Source organism: Pseudomonas sp. BJa3, assembly GCF_026343815.1.
GTDB lineage: Bacteria > Pseudomonadota > Gammaproteobacteria > Pseudomonadales > Pseudomonadaceae > Aquipseudomonas > Aquipseudomonas soli.
This window is the reverse complement of record NZ_JAOXMC010000001.1, coordinates 256,345-271,111: the sequence shown is the minus strand read 5'-3', so window position 1 is coordinate 271,111 and position 14,767 is coordinate 256,345. Positions and strand designations below refer to the sequence as shown.

The 14,767-nt window shown below is 63.0% G+C and carries 15 protein-coding genes; 10 read left to right on the top strand and 5 right to left on the bottom strand.

All coding sequences use genetic code 11. The features are described from left to right. Positions 1–161 precede the first annotated feature (161 nt). Positions 162–1,139, top strand: a complete 978-nt coding sequence (locus OH705_RS01245) for an NADPH:quinone reductase (RefSeq protein ID WP_267300653.1) — start codon at positions 162–164, stop codon at positions 1,137–1,139. Between the two features lie 126 nt (positions 1,140–1,265). Here OH705_RS01245 and OH705_RS01240 read toward each other — a convergent pair whose 3' ends face one another. Beyond that, positions 1,266–1,583, bottom strand: a complete 318-nt coding sequence (locus OH705_RS01240) for a hypothetical protein (protein ID WP_094010813.1) — start codon at positions 1,581–1,583, stop codon at positions 1,266–1,268. Between the two features lie 406 nt (positions 1,584–1,989). Here OH705_RS01240 and OH705_RS01235 point away from each other — a divergent pair, with 406 nt between their 5' ends. Next, on the top strand, positions 1,990–2,985 hold the full coding sequence (locus OH705_RS01235; RefSeq protein ID WP_267300652.1) for a type II toxin-antitoxin system PemK/MazF family toxin: 996 nt from the start codon (positions 1,990–1,992) through the stop codon (positions 2,983–2,985). A gap of 215 nt (positions 2,986–3,200) precedes the next feature. On the opposite strand, the gene OH705_RS01230 is transcribed toward OH705_RS01235, so the two are convergent. Further along, positions 3,201–3,758, bottom strand: a complete 558-nt coding sequence (locus tag OH705_RS01230) for an L-threonylcarbamoyladenylate synthase (protein WP_094010815.1) — start codon at positions 3,756–3,758, stop codon at positions 3,201–3,203. A gap of 38 nt (positions 3,759–3,796) precedes the next feature. Then, entirely contained in the window at positions 3,797–4,894 is a 1,098-nt protein-coding gene (gene dprA / locus OH705_RS01225) for a DNA-processing protein DprA (protein WP_267300651.1), read from the bottom strand. A 209-nt stretch (positions 4,895–5,103) separates the two neighbouring features. On the opposite strand from dprA, the gene def reads away from it, so the two are divergent. The 5 genes from def to OH705_RS01200 all read left to right on the top strand — a co-directional run bounded on the left by def (position 5,104) and on the right by OH705_RS01200 (position 9,627). Continuing rightward, positions 5,104–5,610 (top strand): peptide deformylase, encoded by a 507-nt coding sequence (def, locus tag OH705_RS01220; RefSeq protein WP_038707094.1) that lies wholly within the window; start codon positions 5,104–5,106, stop codon positions 5,608–5,610. Positions 5,611–5,672: 62 nt separating this feature from the next. Continuing rightward, positions 5,673–6,605, top strand: coding sequence for a methionyl-tRNA formyltransferase (gene fmt / locus OH705_RS01215; RefSeq protein WP_038707093.1), 933 nt, complete (start codon positions 5,673–5,675; stop codon positions 6,603–6,605). Further along, on the top strand, positions 6,602–7,909 hold the full coding sequence (gene rsmB, locus OH705_RS01210; RefSeq protein ID WP_267300650.1) for a 16S rRNA (cytosine(967)-C(5))-methyltransferase RsmB: 1,308 nt from the start codon (positions 6,602–6,604) through the stop codon (positions 7,907–7,909). The genes fmt and rsmB overlap by 4 nt, the downstream gene beginning before the upstream one ends. Before the next feature lie 24 nt (positions 7,910–7,933). After that, positions 7,934–9,307 carry a Trk system potassium transporter TrkA gene (trkA, locus tag OH705_RS01205; RefSeq protein WP_023629849.1) on the top strand — a complete coding sequence of 458 codons (1,374 nt, stop codon included), beginning with the start codon at positions 7,934–7,936 and terminating at the stop codon, positions 9,305–9,307. 11 nt (positions 9,308–9,318) lie between these two features. Continuing rightward, positions 9,319–9,627, top strand: coding sequence for a tetratricopeptide repeat protein (locus tag OH705_RS01200; RefSeq protein ID WP_023629850.1), 309 nt, complete (start codon positions 9,319–9,321; stop codon positions 9,625–9,627). A gap of 34 nt (positions 9,628–9,661) precedes the next feature. Here OH705_RS01200 and OH705_RS01195 read toward each other — a convergent pair whose 3' ends face one another. Further along, positions 9,662–10,549, bottom strand: coding sequence for a lysophospholipid acyltransferase (locus OH705_RS01195; RefSeq protein ID WP_267300648.1), 888 nt, complete (start codon positions 10,547–10,549; stop codon positions 9,662–9,664). A gap of 41 nt (positions 10,550–10,590) precedes the next feature. Then, positions 10,591–11,142: a DNA-3-methyladenine glycosylase I gene (locus tag OH705_RS01190; protein WP_038707091.1), complete on the bottom strand. Its 552-nt coding sequence runs from the start codon at positions 11,140–11,142 to the stop codon at positions 10,591–10,593. Positions 11,143–11,225: 83 nt separating this feature from the next. Between OH705_RS01190 and glyQ the strand changes: the two genes are divergently transcribed. The 3 genes from glyQ to gmhB are packed head-to-tail and all read left to right on the top strand — an operon-like array spanning position 11,226 to position 14,753. Continuing rightward, positions 11,226–12,173 carry a glycine--tRNA ligase subunit alpha gene (gene glyQ, locus OH705_RS01185; protein ID WP_023629852.1) on the top strand — a complete coding sequence of 316 codons (948 nt, stop codon included), beginning with the start codon at positions 11,226–11,228 and terminating at the stop codon, positions 12,171–12,173. Then, a complete protein-coding gene (gene glyS / locus OH705_RS01180; RefSeq protein ID WP_094010818.1) occupies positions 12,170–14,221 on the top strand; it encodes a glycine--tRNA ligase subunit beta in 2,052 nt (683 codons plus the stop codon). The genes glyQ and glyS overlap by 4 nt, the downstream gene beginning before the upstream one ends. 4 nt (positions 14,222–14,225) lie before the next feature. Continuing rightward, the gene (gmhB, locus tag OH705_RS01175; protein ID WP_038707089.1) at positions 14,226–14,753 is read left to right on the top strand and encodes a D-glycero-beta-D-manno-heptose 1,7-bisphosphate 7-phosphatase; all 528 of its coding nucleotides are present in this window, start codon (positions 14,226–14,228) and stop codon (positions 14,751–14,753) included. The last annotated feature ends 14 nt before the right edge of the window (positions 14,754–14,767 follow it).

The following is a 14,767-nucleotide window of genomic DNA, read 5'->3' as shown; positions in this document are numbered from 1 at the left end:
CGAGCGGCGATCAGGCAAGGCGAAAACAGGCGAGGAACGGTCGGAGTCGCGTTCGACTTTGCTGGTTGCAAATGAGCATTCCGAGCCTGTTTTCAACGCAGCATGATCGTCGCGCAGGCACTTTTCGTGCAAACCGAGCGACCCAAAGACAGGAGTGTGTGATGGCCAAGCATATTCAGTTCAGCCAGCATGGCGGCCCGGAAGTGTTGCAGTTGGTAGAGTTCGACCCGGCCCCGCCCGGCCCGCAGCAAGTGCGCGTGCGCAACCATGCGATCGGCCTGAACTTCATCGACACCTATTTCCGTGGCGGGCTGTATGCGCCGCCGTCGCTGCCTTCCGGGCTGGGTACCGAAGCGGCGGGGGTGGTCGAGGCAGTGGGCGAGGGCGTCAGCCGGATCAAGGTCGGCGACCGCGTGGCCTATGCCGGCGGGCCGCTGGGGGCCTACAGCGAGGTGCATACACTGCCGGAGGCCAACCTGGTCAAGCTGCCGGATGCGATCAGCTTCGAGCAGGCGGCGGCGGTGATGCTCAAGGGGCTGACCACGCAGTACCTGCTCAAGCAGACCTATGCTGTGCAGCCGGGGGATTTCGTGCTGTTCCATGCGGCTGCCGGTGGGGTGGGTTCGCTGGCTTGCCAATGGGCCAAGGCGCTGGGGGCCAAGCTGATCGGCACTGTCAGCTCCGCCGAGAAGGCCGAACGGGCCAAGGCGCTCGGGGCCTGGGCGACCATTGACTACAGCCATGAAGACGTGGCTAAACGCGTGCTGGAGCTGACCGACGGTCAAAAGTGCGCGGTGGTGTATGACGGCGTGGGGGCCGATACCTGGCTGACTTCGCTGGATTGCCTGAGGCCGCGAGGGTTGATGGTGAGTTTCGGCAATGCCTCCGGCGCGGTAAGCGGGGTCAACTTGGGGATCCTGTCGCAGAAGGGGTCGTTGTATGTCACCCGGCCGACGCTGGGGAGCTACGCCAACAATGCCGAGAACACCCAGGCCATGGCCGATGACCTGTTCGCGATGATCGCCAGTGGCAAGCTGGTTGTGGATATCCAACAGCGGTATCCATTGAGTGAGGCGGCCAAGGCGCAGGCGGAGTTGTCGGCGCGGCGGACCGTTGGCTCGACGGTATTGCTGCCTTGAGGGTCAGCCCTGCGTGGTGTTCGCCGCAAGCGTTGCAGCGCCTATGAAATCGAGCGCCGCGCGGGCGGCGCTCGATCTCAAGAGCACTGCAAAACTATCGCCCTGCACTTGCCCGCCAACACGCGATCAACCGCCCTGCCGGGGCCTCCCAGGTGCTGGCGCCGACTCGATGCCATCGAGCATCGCCTCCACCAACCCCTCCGCCATTTCCAGCGAATGCAGACTCGACCAGTACATGCCACGCCCCTCGTCGCGTAGATGGTCAAGGGCCTTGATGCCGGTGTCATAGGCACAGCGCAGGTAGAGCGCGACGTGTACCAGGGCATCATGGGCTTCGATGTTGGGGTTTACGGTGAAGAGCGGTGGGTGACCGGCATCGCAGCGGCCGAAGGGGTGGGTGGTGGTGTTTGGGAGGGGGGGATCGGGGACAATCTTCTTGGTCATGGCAACCTCTACCAGAGTAGGGCTGACACCTCGTCCGTTACCACACGAATGGGTGGCAGCTGTACACGGGGTGGTAAACCGGGGAGGTACCAGACCCGGCAGGCTCGAAAGCCTCCCGCGCACAGCCGCCATAGACGACTCTGATACCTTCCTGTTACCGGGTTACCACACCCGATCGCCAAGTTATTCGGCGACGGTCTGGAGCCTAGAGGCAGGAGTTCCCACTGAGAAGGTAATGGCAGTCGACAATCTGCGTAGGATATTTCTCTGAATAGAAAACTCCAGCTATTTCAATATTTTTCAGAAAAGTCCTGCAAAACAGTCTCGAGAGAACAAACAAGCGAACGCTCTAAGCTACTAACCCCGCCCCCCTGTGTACGCCGATGCTTGAGGGACCAAGACATTAATGATTATTCAATATTTCGAGTTATCGAGTGATAGGCCTGATCAGCCTCACATGCTGGGATTCGAATCCTATTCAGGTATCCAAGAAACGCTAATAGCATTAGAGCCTAACCTCAGCGCAAGTAAATCACTCTACCCTGTATTTCTTACCAAACGCTTTGAGCTTCGGGCCAGTCATGTCTGGAGACTTCATGCAACCGAACGTATTTCCCCGCAGCTACCTTCGCCCGCTATCTTTAAAATCTATCTCTGGCCTCATGATGTAACGCGAGAAGAATTCTTATTCAAAACACTGAGAAAGAATCCCTGTGTAAAAATTCACAAGCTCATTCGACAAGGAACTCTCGTAAAGGTTGATTTTGGCTTTGTGCAGCAGGTAGCACGTGCAAGCTCCGAGGTTAGAAGCAACAAGCGATACATGGACACAGTTCTTTTCGGAGAGATGCATAAGCGACGCCTGGCAGTCGTGACCAAAGTAATATCTAAACATATTGTCCAAGTCGCACCTGTCACGTCTTCCGAGCTCCCCGAAAAAGACAAAAGCAGTTTCATGATAAATCGCAATTTGTTAAGCGAGATGCCAAGGTACAAGCACAGCGAAAAAAACTGCACTGTGCTTTGCAGTATGCTTCAAAGCGTTTCAACACAGCGCGTACTTCCACCAATGAGCATTCATCGCGGAAGTGTCGGCCGAAATCCAAATTACGCCATCGTCCTGAAGGGCTCCGATAAAAGCGCTTTGAAAGAAGCATTGGTGCATGCAGTGGGCTCGGCCAACTACATCCCCGCCCAAGATCTCATGGATCTGAAAAAAGCGTTTTCCGAAGCTGAAACATCAATACTGACTCAGTCGGCTGCACTGAATGCATACAAATCGAAAGTCCGTGATTTCGATACGCTCCAACGCCTAGCACAGCGCTGGGCCGAGAGCATGGGCTTGACTCTGAGCGAGGAGATTGCGTTTCAAGAGGCCTTGGATGCTGAAAATGGACTCTGACCCGCCCTGGAAACAGGAGCCGGTCAAAGCAATCTTTTACAGCGTTTTGCATGAGGCATGCCGTTTATTGACGAGGTGGCCATGCAGGCATAGCATGCAGCCTACATGACCTGGCGAAGAGAGCAGAACTCTACCCAGGCGACAGGGCTGAAACCCTCTTCTGCATCAAAAAACCGCCAGCATGGCGGTTTTTTTTGGTCGGTCAAAATAGAGAGTCACCCCGGACGCACAACCTCACCGGTCGCCAAATCCCGAATCACACTCGGATTCTTCCTCCCACCCAACGCCCCACCCAGCACCATGTCCAGCTGCTTGTGGAAATACTGCTCCACCCGCAACCGGCTCTTTGCCGCCGGGCGCCCGGCCGGGTTGCAGGACGTGGAAATCAATGGGCCCACCAGCGCGCACAGCTCCCGCACCTGTGGATGATCGCTGACCCGCAGCGCCACGCTGTCATGCTGCCCGGTCACCCACTCGGGCAGCAGGTCCTGGTGCGGCACCAGCCAAGTGTTCGGCCCCGGCCAGGTGGCGGCCATGCGGTCGATCCAGTCCTGGGGGAAGTCTTCGAACAGGAAATCGAACTGGTGGATGCTGTCGGCGACCAGGATCAGGCCTTTATCCACAGGCCGCGACTTGAGCGCCAGCAGGCGATACACCGCGTCCTCGTTCCACGGGTCGCAGCCCAGGCCCCAGACCGCTTCCGTCGGATAGGCGATCACCGCACCCGCCTTCACCTCACGCGCGGCTTGTTGCACACGCCAACTGCTCACCATTTCCGTCTCTCCGCATAAACGCCGTGTGCGCAGTGTACTTAGCCGGAACGGGCAAACCAACGCCCGGCTTCATTGCTGACCCGGCCCTCGAGCTCCAGCTCGGTGAGGCTGGCCAATACCTGGGCCAAAGGCTGACCGCTGCTGTGCGCCAGGCCCTCGCTGGTGTGGGGTGCGGCGTGGAGCAAGGCGAGCAGGGGATGGTCGGCTTTGCCCATAGGCGCGCCCGGCAGGTTCTGCCAACCGCGCAGGCTGTCGAGGATCTGTTCCACGCTTTCCACCAACAGCGCACCGTCGCGAATCAGTTGGTGGCAGCCCTTGGCGCCGGGGTGGTGGATCGAACCCGGAATGGCATACACCTCGCGCCCTTGCTCCGCGGCAAGGCGCGCGGTGATCAATGAGCCGCTGGCGATGCTCGCCTCGACCACCAGCACGCCGAGCGACAGCCCGCTGATGATGCGGTTGCGCCTGGGGAAGTTACCGGCCAGCGGCCCGGCATCCAGCGGGTACTCGGAGACCAGCGCGCTGCCACTGTCGAGCATCGCCCGGGCAAGGTCACGGTGGCGCTGTGGATAAAGTTTTTGCAACCCCGTGCCGAGCACTCCAATGGTCTGCCCTCCGGCTTTCAGCGCGGCCCGATGAGCGGCACCGTCAACGCCCAGCGCCAGCCCGCTGGTGATGGTGAACCCGGCTTGCGCCAGGCAGCGCGAAAACGCAGCCGCAGTATCCAGCGCCGGTGGTGAAGCACGCCTGCTACCCACAATCGCCAGCTGCGGATGCTCCAGCAAAGCGGGGTCACCGGCGACGAACAGCAGGGGTGGCGGGTCGTCGATTTCACTCAGCAATGCGGGGTAGCCAGGCCCGTCCCACATCAGCAAATGCTGGCCAGGGCGCTCTATCCAGGCCATTTCAGCCAATGCGCCGTCGCGCACTTCAGGGCTGCGACGGGCATCGATACTGGCGGCTGGCAACCCCAGCGCACGCCAGGCACTGGCCGGCGCACTGAGTGCCGATGAGGCATTGCCAAAGGCTTCGAACAGGGTAAGAAAGCGGCGCAGGCCGATGTCGGGGAGGCGATGCAGACGCAGCCGCGCCTCCAGTTCGGCAGGCGAGCAAGGCGAAGAACGGAGTGTGCTCATGGGTGATCCTCCTCGATCGACAGGGGGCCATCGGCGTGGCACAGCCTGTGGATAACTTTGTGGGTAATACTTTGAAAAGCTGTCCATTAAATGGCAGCTATCAAGCCCATAAAGACCCTAGCCGAGCTTTCACAGGTGCCTTGTCCACCGTTTCCCTTTATTATGTGTGCTCAGTTTTCAACCGACCGCACAGTGACTGCCTGACCGCCATGGCCATTTTGAACATTCTCGAATTTCCCGATCCGCGCCTGCGTACCATTGCCAAACCGGTAACGGTGTTTGACGACGCCTTGCGCCAGCTGATCGACGACATGTTCGAAACCATGTACGAGGCCCCGGGCATCGGCCTGGCGGCCACCCAGGTCAACGTGCACCAGCAAGTCGTGGTGATGGACCTGAGCGAAGATCGCAGCGAGCCGCGCGTCTTCATCAACCCCAGCGTCGAAGAGCTGACCCACGACATGGGCCAGTACCAGGAAGGCTGCCTGTCGGTGCCGGGCTTCTACGAAAACGTCGACCGCCCACTGCGCGTCCGGGTCAAGGCCCAGGACCGCGACGGCAAGCCGTACGAGCTGGAATGCGAGGGCCTGCTGGCGGTGTGCGTGCAGCACGAGTTCGATCACCTCAACGGCAAGCTGTTCGTCGACTACCTGTCGCAGCTCAAACGTGACCGGATCAAGAAGAAGCTGGAAAAGCAGCACCGCCAGCAAGCCTGATCCCCACCTTCCAGAAGGCTTGCTCCGGCAAGCCTTTTTCTTTTTCAAGAAGCGAGAACTCCATGCGCATCGTCTTCGCAGGCACCCCAGAGTTTGCCGCCGAACACCTCAAGGCTTTGCTCGACAGCCCGTACGAGATCGTGGCCGTCTACACCCAGCCCGACCGCCCGGCCGGGCGTGGCCAGAAGCTCATGCCAAGCGCGGTCAAGGCGCTGGCCGTGGCCCATGACATCCCGGTGTACCAGCCGCAGACCCTGCGCAACGCCGACGCCCAGGCCGAACTCGCCGCACTGAAGCCGGACCTGATGGTGGTGGTCGCCTACGGCCTGATCCTGCCGCAAGCTGTGCTGGATATCCCACGCCTGGGCTGCATCAACAGCCACGCCTCGCTGCTGCCGCGCTGGCGTGGTGCGGCGCCGATCCAGCGCGCCGTTGAAGCCGGTGACGCCGAGAGCGGTGTGACCGTGATGCGCATGGAAGCAGGTCTGGACACCGGCCCGATGCTGCTCAAGGTGGTCACCCCGATCAGCGCCGAGGACACCGGCGGTACCCTGCACGACCGCCTCGCCGCCATGGGCCCGGGCGCCGTGGTGCAGGCCATCGCCGGCTTGGCCGATGGCAGCCTGCAAGGTGAAGTGCAGGACGATGCCCTGGCCACCTACGCCCACAAGCTGAACAAGGACGAAGCGCGCATCGACTGGAGCCGCCCGGCCGTGGAGCTTGAGCGCCTGATCCGCGCCTTCAACCCCTGGCCGGTGTGCCACAGCACCCTGGACGGCGAAAGCGTGAAGGTGCTGGCCGCCAACTTGTCCACAGCCCAGGGCGCCCCCGGCGAAATCCTGTCGGCCAGCAAAGATGGCCTGGTGGTCGCCTGCGGTGACCAGGCCCTGAGCCTTACCCGCCTGCAACTGCCGGGTGGCAAGGCCCTCAACTTCGCCGACCTGTTCAACAGCCGCCGCGAGAAATTCGCCAGTGGCAAGGTGCTCGGCCAATGAACCCACGCCTGGCTGCCGCCCGTGCCTTGGCCGCTGTGCTCAGCGGCAAGGCTTCGCTGAACAGCTCGCTGCCGGCGCAACTGGACAAGGTCGAGGAACGCGACCGTGGCCTGACCCAGGACCTTGCCTTCGGCACCGCCCGCTGGCAGCCGCGCCTGGACCTGCTGGCCGCGCAACTGTTGCAGAAGCCGTTCAAGGCTGCCGACGCCGATGTGCAGGCGCTGCTGCTGGTCGGCCTGTATCAACTGTTCTACACCCGCATCCCAGCCCACGCCGCCATCGGCGAAACCGTCGGCTGTGCCGACAAGCTGAAGAAGCCGTGGGCCAAGGCCCTGCTCAATGCCGTGCTGCGCCGCGCCCAGCGCGAAGGCGAGGCACTGCTGGCCGGCATGGAGCGCGATCCGGTAGTGCGCACCGCCCATCCGCGCTGGCTGCAAAAGGCGCTCAAGGCCTTCTGGCCGGAGCAGTGGGAAGCCATCTGCGCCGCCAACAACGCCCACCCGCCGATGATCCTGCGCATCAACCGCCGCCACCACGGCCGCGACGCTTACCTCGCGCTGCTGGCCGAGGCCGGTATCGGCGCCAGCGCCTGCCAGTACAGCCGTGACGGCATCGTCCTGGCCGAGGCTTGCGACGTGCGCGGCCTGCCAGGCTTCGCCGACGGCTGGGTGAGCGTGCAGGACGAAGCCGCGCAGCTGTCCGCCGACCTGCTGGAACTGGCCCCCGGCCAGCGCGTGCTCGACGCCTGCTGCGCCCCGGGCGGCAAGACCTGCCACCTGCTTGAAGCCGAACCGGGCTTGGCACACATGGTCGCCATCGACCTCGAGGCCAAGCGCCTGACGCGCGTGCGCGAGAACCTCGACCGCCTCAAGCTCGATGCCGAGCTGATCGCCTGCGACGCCCGCGACACCGCCAACTGGTGGGACGGCAAGCCCTTCCAGCGCATCCTGCTCGACGCCCCCTGCTCGGCCACTGGGGTGATCCGCCGCCACCCGGACATCAAGCTGACCCGCCAGGCCGACGACATCCCGGCCCTGGCCGCGCTGCAAGGCGAGCTGCTCGACGCCCTGTGGCCGACCCTGGAAGTGGGCGGCATGCTGCTGTACGCCACCTGCTCGAGCCTGCCGACCGAGAACACCGAAGTGATCGACGCCTTCCTCGCCCGCACCCCCGGTGCCCGCGAGCTGGACCTGGCCACCGAGGCCGGTCTGCGCCAGCCCCACGGGCGCCAGCTGCTGGCCCAGGAAGGCGGCCACGACGGCTTCTACTATGCCAAGCTGATCAAGATCGCCGCCTCGCGGTAAGCACAAGAATGTAGGGAGTAGTGGATGAAGATCATCATCCTCGGCGCAGGGCAGGTGGGCGGCACGCTGGCGGAACACCTGGCCAGCGAAGCCAATGACATCACCGTGGTCGATACCGATGGCGAGCGCCTGCGCGACCTCGGCGACCGCCTCGACATCCGCACCGTGCAAGGCCGCGCCTCGTTGCCGACGGTGTTGCGCCAGGCCGGCGCCGACGATGCCGACATGCTGGTGGCGGTGACCAACAGCGACGAGACCAACATGGTCGCCTGCCAGGTGGCGTACTCGTTGTTCCACACCCCGACCAAGATCGCCCGGGTGCGCGAGTCGGCCTACCTGACCCGCGAAGAACTGTTCGACAACGACCATATTCCGGTGGATGTGCTGATCAGCCCCGAGCAGGTGGTGACCAACTACATCAAGCGCCTGATCGAACACCCCGGCTCCCTGCAGGTGATCGACTTCGCCGAGGGCAAGGCCCAGCTGGTGGCGGTCCGGGCCTACTACGGCGGGCCGCTGGTGGGCCAGCAACTGCGCCAGATCCGCGCCCACATGCCCAACGTCGACACCCGCGTGGCGGCCATCTTCCGGCGCGACCGGCCGATCACCCCACAGGGTGACACGGTGATCGAAGCTGACGACGAGGTGTTCTTCATCGCAGCGAAAAAGGACATCCGCGCGGTGATGGGCGAACTGCGCCGTATCGACGAGAGCAACAAGCGCGTGGTCATCGCCGGTGGCGGGCAGATCGGCGAGCGCCTGGCCGAGGCCATCGAGAGCCGCTACCAGGTGAAGATCATCGAGATGAACCCGGCCCGTTGCCGCCAGCTCTCCGATACCCTGGAAAGCACCGTGGTGCTGCAGGGCAGCGCATCGGACAAGGACCTGATGCTCGAAGAGAACATCGCCGACGCCGACATCTTCCTGGCCCTGACCAACGACGACGAGGCCAACATCATGGCGTCGCTGCTGGCCAAGCGCCTGGGCGCGCGCAAGGTGATGACCATCATCAACAACCCGGCCTATGTCGACTTGGTGCAGGGTGGCGACATCGACATCGCCATCAGCCCGCAATTGGCCACCATCGGTACCCTGCTGGCCCACGTGCGCCGTGGCGATATCGTCAGCGTGCATTCGCTGCGCCGCGGCGCGGCCGAGGCCATCGAAGCCGTGGCCCATGGCGATTCGAAGTCGAGCAAGGTGGTCGGCAAGGCCATCGAGGACATCAACCTGCCGCCAGGCACCACCATCGGCGCAATCATCCGCGAGGACGAAGTGATGATTGCCCACGACGACACGGTGATCGAGTCGGGCGACCATGTGATCCTGTTCGTTGTGGATAAAAAGCATATTCGGGACGTGGAGAAGCTGTTCCACGTGGGCTTGAGTTTCTTCTAGGAGGGAAGGGCATGCGTGAATCGCTGGAGAAGATGCTGGCCAAGGGTGTGGATAACCCGCTGCTGCGCTTTGGCCTGGGCAAGGCCTGGCTGGACGAGGGCAATGGCGCTGAGGCGGCGGTGCACCTGGCCAGCTGCGTGAAGCAGGACCCCAAGTATTCGGCGGCATGGAAGCTGCTGGGCAAGGCGTATCAGCTCAGCGGAGATCTGGCTGGCGCGCGCAAGGCCTGGGAAGAGGGGATCGAGGCGGCGCAGGCCCATGGGGACAAGCAGGCCGAGAAAGAGATGACGGTGTTCCTGAAAAAGTTGAACAAGGTCTGAGAATGCCGGGGCTGCTTTGCAGCCCCCAAAAATCTCAGTACCAGCGCGCCTCACCCGCCGGGCGCTTCTTGAAGCGCTTCATGCTCCACATGTACTGGCTCGGGTACTCGCGCACGTAACGCTCGACCACCTTGCTCATGGCTGCCGCCGATTCATTCACATCGGTGCTGTACATGGCCTCTGGCGCCGCTTCCAGGAATACCTTGAAGCCTGAACCATCCGGCAGGCGCAGCGCATGCAGGAACACCCCGACAGCCTTGCCACCGGCGAGCATGTTCGGCACGAACTTGCTGGTCAGCGCCTGGGTACCCAGGAACGGCACGAACACCCCGGCCGACTCGGCCGGCTCCGGGTCGGCGGGAATCCCCACCTGGCCACCCCGGCGCACTTCCTTGATCACGCTGAGAATGCCTTCCTTGGTCGAAGGCGCCACGCGGTTGCCCATCTGCACCCGCTGCTCACGCAGCAGGTCATCCACCGCCTTCAACTTCGGCGGGCGATAGAAGATGATCGGTTTGCACTGGTTGCAATAGAAGTGGTTGAGCACCTCCCAGTTGCCCAGGTGGCTGGTGATGCCGACCACGCCCTTGCCCGAGGCCAGGGCCTGCTCCAGCACTTCCAGGCCGTGCACTTCCTTGACCAGGTCGAGCGAGCGTTGCGGCGGCCAGATCCAGGCACAGGCACTTTCGACGAAAGACTTGCCGATGTCCTTGAGCGCGCGACCGACCAATTGCTCACGCTCGGCCGGGTCCATCTCCGGGAAGCACTTGGCCAGGTTGATGCGCACGACATTGCGCGAGCCGTTGGGGATTTTCCACATCAGCCAGCCGATAACGGCGCCGACGCGCTGCACGGCGCCCCAGGGCAGCTTGGCAAACAGGCGCAGCACCCCGACCATCAGGGCGCCCTTGAACTTTTCCACAGGCGAATTCCTTATTTCAGCAAGGCGCGCATTGTACCCCGTCAGCGCACCAGCGCGGCGTAGCGATCGCAGTCGGTGGTATGGTCCATGACCATGCCGGTGGCCTGCATGAAGGCGTAGCAGATGGTCGGCCCGACGAAAGTGAAGCCAGCCTTCTGCAAGGCCTTGCTCATCGCCTTGGCCTCGTCGGTGACCGCCGGCACGTCGCCACGGCCCTGGAAATGGTTGATCTTCGGCGCGCCGCCGACGAACGACCATAGCCACTCGGCGGGGTTATCCACAGCCAGCCAGGCTTGGGCATTGCGGCGCACGGCCTTGAGCTTGAGGCGGTTGCGGATGATGCCAGCATCCAGCATAAGCTCCTCGATGCGTTCATCGCTGAGCTGCGACAGTTTCAGCGGATCGAAGCCGTCCAGCACCTCGCGATAGCGCTCGCGCTTCTTCAATACCGTGATCCACGACAACCCCGCCTGGAACCCTTCGAGCAAAAGCATCTCGAAGAGCAACGCCGGGTCGCGCTGCGGCGTTCCCCACTCGTGGTCGTGATAGGCCTGATACAACGGATCGTCGGAACACCAAAAGCAGCGTGGCATAAGGCTCCAATAACGTAGAGGGCGAGGCGAATCGGGTATACTCCCGCTCTTTACATCCGCATCCCCAGATACAGGTGAATTTCGTGAGCCAGCCTACGCCAGCCGTGCGTACCTTCCAAGACCTGATCCTCGCCCTGCAGAACTACTGGGCAGCTCAAGGTTGTGTGGTGCTTCAGCCCTACGATATGGAAGTAGGCGCCGGCACTTTCCACACCGCTACCTTCCTGCGTGCCGTGGGCCCGGAGACCTGGAACGCCGCCTATGTGCAGCCCAGCCGTCGCCCAGCCGACGGGCGGTATGGCGAAAACCCCAACCGCCTGCAGCACTACTATCAGTTCCAGGTGGTGCTCAAGCCAAACCCGGCGAACTTCCAGGAGCTGTACCTCGGCTCGCTGAAGGCCATCGGCATCGACCCGCTGGTTCACGACATTCGCTTCGTCGAAGACAACTGGGAATCGCCAACCCTCGGCGCCTGGGGCCTTGGCTGGGAAATCTGGCTGAACGGCATGGAGGTGACTCAGTTCACCTACTTCCAGCAAGTCGGCGGTATCGAGTGCTACCCGGTCACTGGTGAAATCACCTACGGCCTGGAGCGCCTGGCCATGTACATCCAGGGCGTGGACTCGGTCTACGACCTGGTATGGGCCGACGGCCCGTTCGGCAAGGTTACCTACGGCGACGTGTTCCACCAGAACGAGGTGGAGCAGTCGACCTACAACTTCGAGCACGCCAACGTCGAGAAGCTGTTCGAACTGTTCGACTTCTACGAAAGCGAAGCGAACCGTCTGATCAAGCTGGACCTGCCGCTGCCCACCTACGAAATGGTCCTGAAGGCCTCACACACCTTCAACCTGCTGGACGCCCGCCGCGCCATCTCGGTGACCGAGCGCCAGCGCTACATCCTGCGCGTACGTACCCTGGCCCGGGACGTGGCGCAAAGCTATCTGCAAGCTCGCGCACGCCTGGGCTTCCCGATGGCCACCCCTGAACTGCGTGACGAAGTGTTGGCTAAGCTGGAGGCTGCACAATGAGTGCTCAAGATTTCCTGGTTGAACTGGGCACCGAAGAGCTGCCACCCAAGGCCCTCGCCACGCTGGGCGACGCTTTCCTCGCCGGCATCGAGAAAGGCCTGCAGGCCGCCGGCCTGAACTACACCGGCAAGCAGGTCTACGCCGCGCCGCGCCGCCTGGCCGTGCTGATCCGCCAGCTGGATGTGCAGCAGCCAGACCGCAGCATCAACATCGACGGCCCGCCCGTGCAGGCTGCCTTCAAAGACGGCGAACCTACCCAGGCCGCCCTGGGCTTCGCCAAGAAGTGCGGCGTCGAGCTGTCGGACATCGACCAGAGCGGCCCGAAGCTGCGCTTCTCCCAGCACATTCCGGGCAAGGCCACTACCAGCCTGCTGCCAACCATCGTCGAGGATTCGCTCAACGACCTGCCGATCCCCAAGCGCATGCACTGGGGCGCCAGCCGTGAAGAGTTCGTGCGCCCGACCCAGTGGCTGGTGATGTTGCTCGGCGATCAGGTCGTCGACTGCACCATCCTGGCCCAGAAAGCCGGCCGTGAATCCCGTGGCCACCGCTTCCACCACCCGGAAAACGTACTCATCACCACCCCGGCAAACTACGTCGAGGACCTGCGCAAGGCCCACGTGCTGGCTGACTTTGCCGAGCGTCGCGAGCTGATCAGCAAGCGCACCGCAGAGCTGGCCATGCAGCAGGAAGGCACGGCCATCGTGCCGCCGGCGCTGCTGGACGAAGTAACCGCCCTGGTCGAGTGGCCGGTGCCGCTGGTGTGCTCGTTCGAGGAGCGTTTCCTCGAGGTGCCGCAGGAAGCGCTGATCACCACCATGCAGGACAACCAGAAGTACTTCTGCCTGCTGGACAGCGAAGGCAAGCTGCTACCGCGCTTCATCACCGTGGCCAACGTCGAGAGCCGTGATCCCAAGCAGATCGTGCAGGGCAACGAGAAGGTCGTGCGCCCGCGCCTGACCGACGCCGAGTTCTTCTTCAAGCAGGACAAGAAGCAGCCCCTGGAAAGCTTCAACGAACGCCTGAAGAACGTGGTGTTCCAGGCTCAGCTGGGGACCGTGTTCGAAAAGGCCGAGCGCGTCTCCAAGCTGGCCGCCTTCATTGCCCCGTACATCGGTGGCAGCGCCGCCAATGCTGGTCGTGCCGGTCTGCTGTCGAAGTGCGACCTGGCCTCGGAAATGGTCGGCGAATTCCCTGAAATGCAGGGTATTGCCGGCTACTACTACGCCCTCAACGACGGCGAGCCGCAAGACGTCGCCCTGGCGCTGAACGAGCAGTACATGCCGCGCGGCGCTGGCGCCGAGCTGCCGCAGACCCTCACCGGTGCCGCCGTGGCCATTGCCGACAAGCTAGACACCCTGGTCGGCATCTTCGGCATCGGCATGCTGCCCACCGGCAGCAAGGACCCATACGCCCTGCGCCGTGCTGCCCTGGGCGTGCTGCGTATCCTGATCGAGAAGCAGCTTGATCTGGACCTGAATGTCGCGGTCGAGTTCGCGGTCAAGCAGTTCGGTGCCAACGTCAAGGCCGCCGGCCTGTCCGAGCAGGTGCTGGAGTTCGTCTTCGACCGCCTGCGCGCGCGCTACGAGGATGAAGGCATCGACGTCTCCACCTACCTGGCGGTGCGTGCCCTGAAGCCCGGCTCGGCGCTGGACTTCGACCAACGCGTACAGGCCGTGCAGGCCTTCCGCAAGCTGCCGGAAGCCGACGCGCTGGCTGCAGCGAACAAGCGCGTGTCGAACCTGCTGGGCAAGGCCGAAGGCGCCATCGCCGATCAGGTCGAACCCAAGTACTTCGACAACGCCAACGAGTTCTCCCTGTACTCGGCCATCCAGCAGGCCGACCAGGCTGTGCAACCGATGGCCGCGGCGCGTCAGTACAGCGAAGCCCTGGCCCGTCTGGCCGCCCTGCGAGACCCGGTCGACGCCTTCTTCGAGGCGGTGATGGTCAACGCCGAGGACGCCAAGGTACGCGCCAACCGTTATGCCCTGCTCAGCCGCCTGCGCGGTCTGTTCCTGGGCGTGGCCGATATCTCGCTGCTGGGGTAAGTCGTTGAAACTGCTGATTCTTGATCGAGACGGAGTGATCAACCACGACTCCGACGCCTACATCAAGTCGCTGGAGGAGTGGATCCCCATTCCCGGCTCGATCGAGGCCATCGCGCAGTTGAGCAAGGCGGGCTGGACGGTGGCCGTGGCCACCAACCAGTCCGGCATCGCCCGCGGCTACTACCCGCTGCAAACCCTCGAGGCCATGCATGCGCGCCTGCGCGCTCTGGTGGCCGAGCAGGGCGGCGAGGTCGGCCTGATCGTGCATTGCCCGCACGGCCCGGACGAGGGCTGCGAATGCCGCAAGCCCAAGCCCGGCATGCTGCGGACCATTGCCGAGCATTACCAGGTGTCCCTGGCCGGCGTGTGGTTCGTCGGTGACAGCAAAGGTGACCTGGAGGCGGCCCTGGCCGTCGATGCACAACCCGTGTTGGTAAAAACCGGCAAGGGCGAGAGGACCCTGGAAAAAGGCGTCCCGCAAACTACACTGATTTTCGACGATCTGGCGGCTATCGCCAGAGAACTTATTTAAATGAGTGCGCCAGA

What these genes read in the sequence shown, in the direction of transcription:
- dprA (WP_267300651.1), bottom strand. Translation starts at nt 4,894, where the DNA reads ATGAGCACACTCCGTTCTTCGCCTTGCTCGCCTGCCGAACTGGAGGCG.
- OH705_RS01230 (WP_094010815.1), bottom strand. Translation starts at nt 3,758, where the DNA reads ATGGTGAGCAGTTGGCGTGTGCAACAAGCCGCGCGTGAGGTGAAGGCG.
- rsmB (WP_267300650.1), top strand. Translation starts at nt 6,602, where the DNA reads ATGAACCCACGCCTGGCTGCCGCCCGTGCCTTGGCCGCTGTGCTCAGC.
- OH705_RS01240 (WP_094010813.1), bottom strand. Translation starts at nt 1,583, where the DNA reads ATGACCAAGAAGATTGTCCCCGATCCCCCCCTCCCAAACACCACCACC.
- trkA (WP_023629849.1), top strand. Translation starts at nt 7,934, where the DNA reads ATGAAGATCATCATCCTCGGCGCAGGGCAGGTGGGCGGCACGCTGGCG.
- OH705_RS01245 (WP_267300653.1), top strand. Translation starts at nt 162, where the DNA reads ATGGCCAAGCATATTCAGTTCAGCCAGCATGGCGGCCCGGAAGTGTTG.
- glyS (WP_094010818.1), top strand. Translation starts at nt 12,170, where the DNA reads ATGAGTGCTCAAGATTTCCTGGTTGAACTGGGCACCGAAGAGCTGCCA.
- OH705_RS01235 (WP_267300652.1), top strand. Translation starts at nt 1,990, where the DNA reads ATGATTATTCAATATTTCGAGTTATCGAGTGATAGGCCTGATCAGCCT.
- def (WP_038707094.1), top strand. Translation starts at nt 5,104, where the DNA reads ATGGCCATTTTGAACATTCTCGAATTTCCCGATCCGCGCCTGCGTACC.
- OH705_RS01200 (WP_023629850.1), top strand. Translation starts at nt 9,319, where the DNA reads ATGCGTGAATCGCTGGAGAAGATGCTGGCCAAGGGTGTGGATAACCCG.
- fmt (WP_038707093.1), top strand. Translation starts at nt 5,673, where the DNA reads ATGCGCATCGTCTTCGCAGGCACCCCAGAGTTTGCCGCCGAACACCTC.
- OH705_RS01190 (WP_038707091.1), bottom strand. Translation starts at nt 11,142, where the DNA reads ATGCCACGCTGCTTTTGGTGTTCCGACGATCCGTTGTATCAGGCCTAT.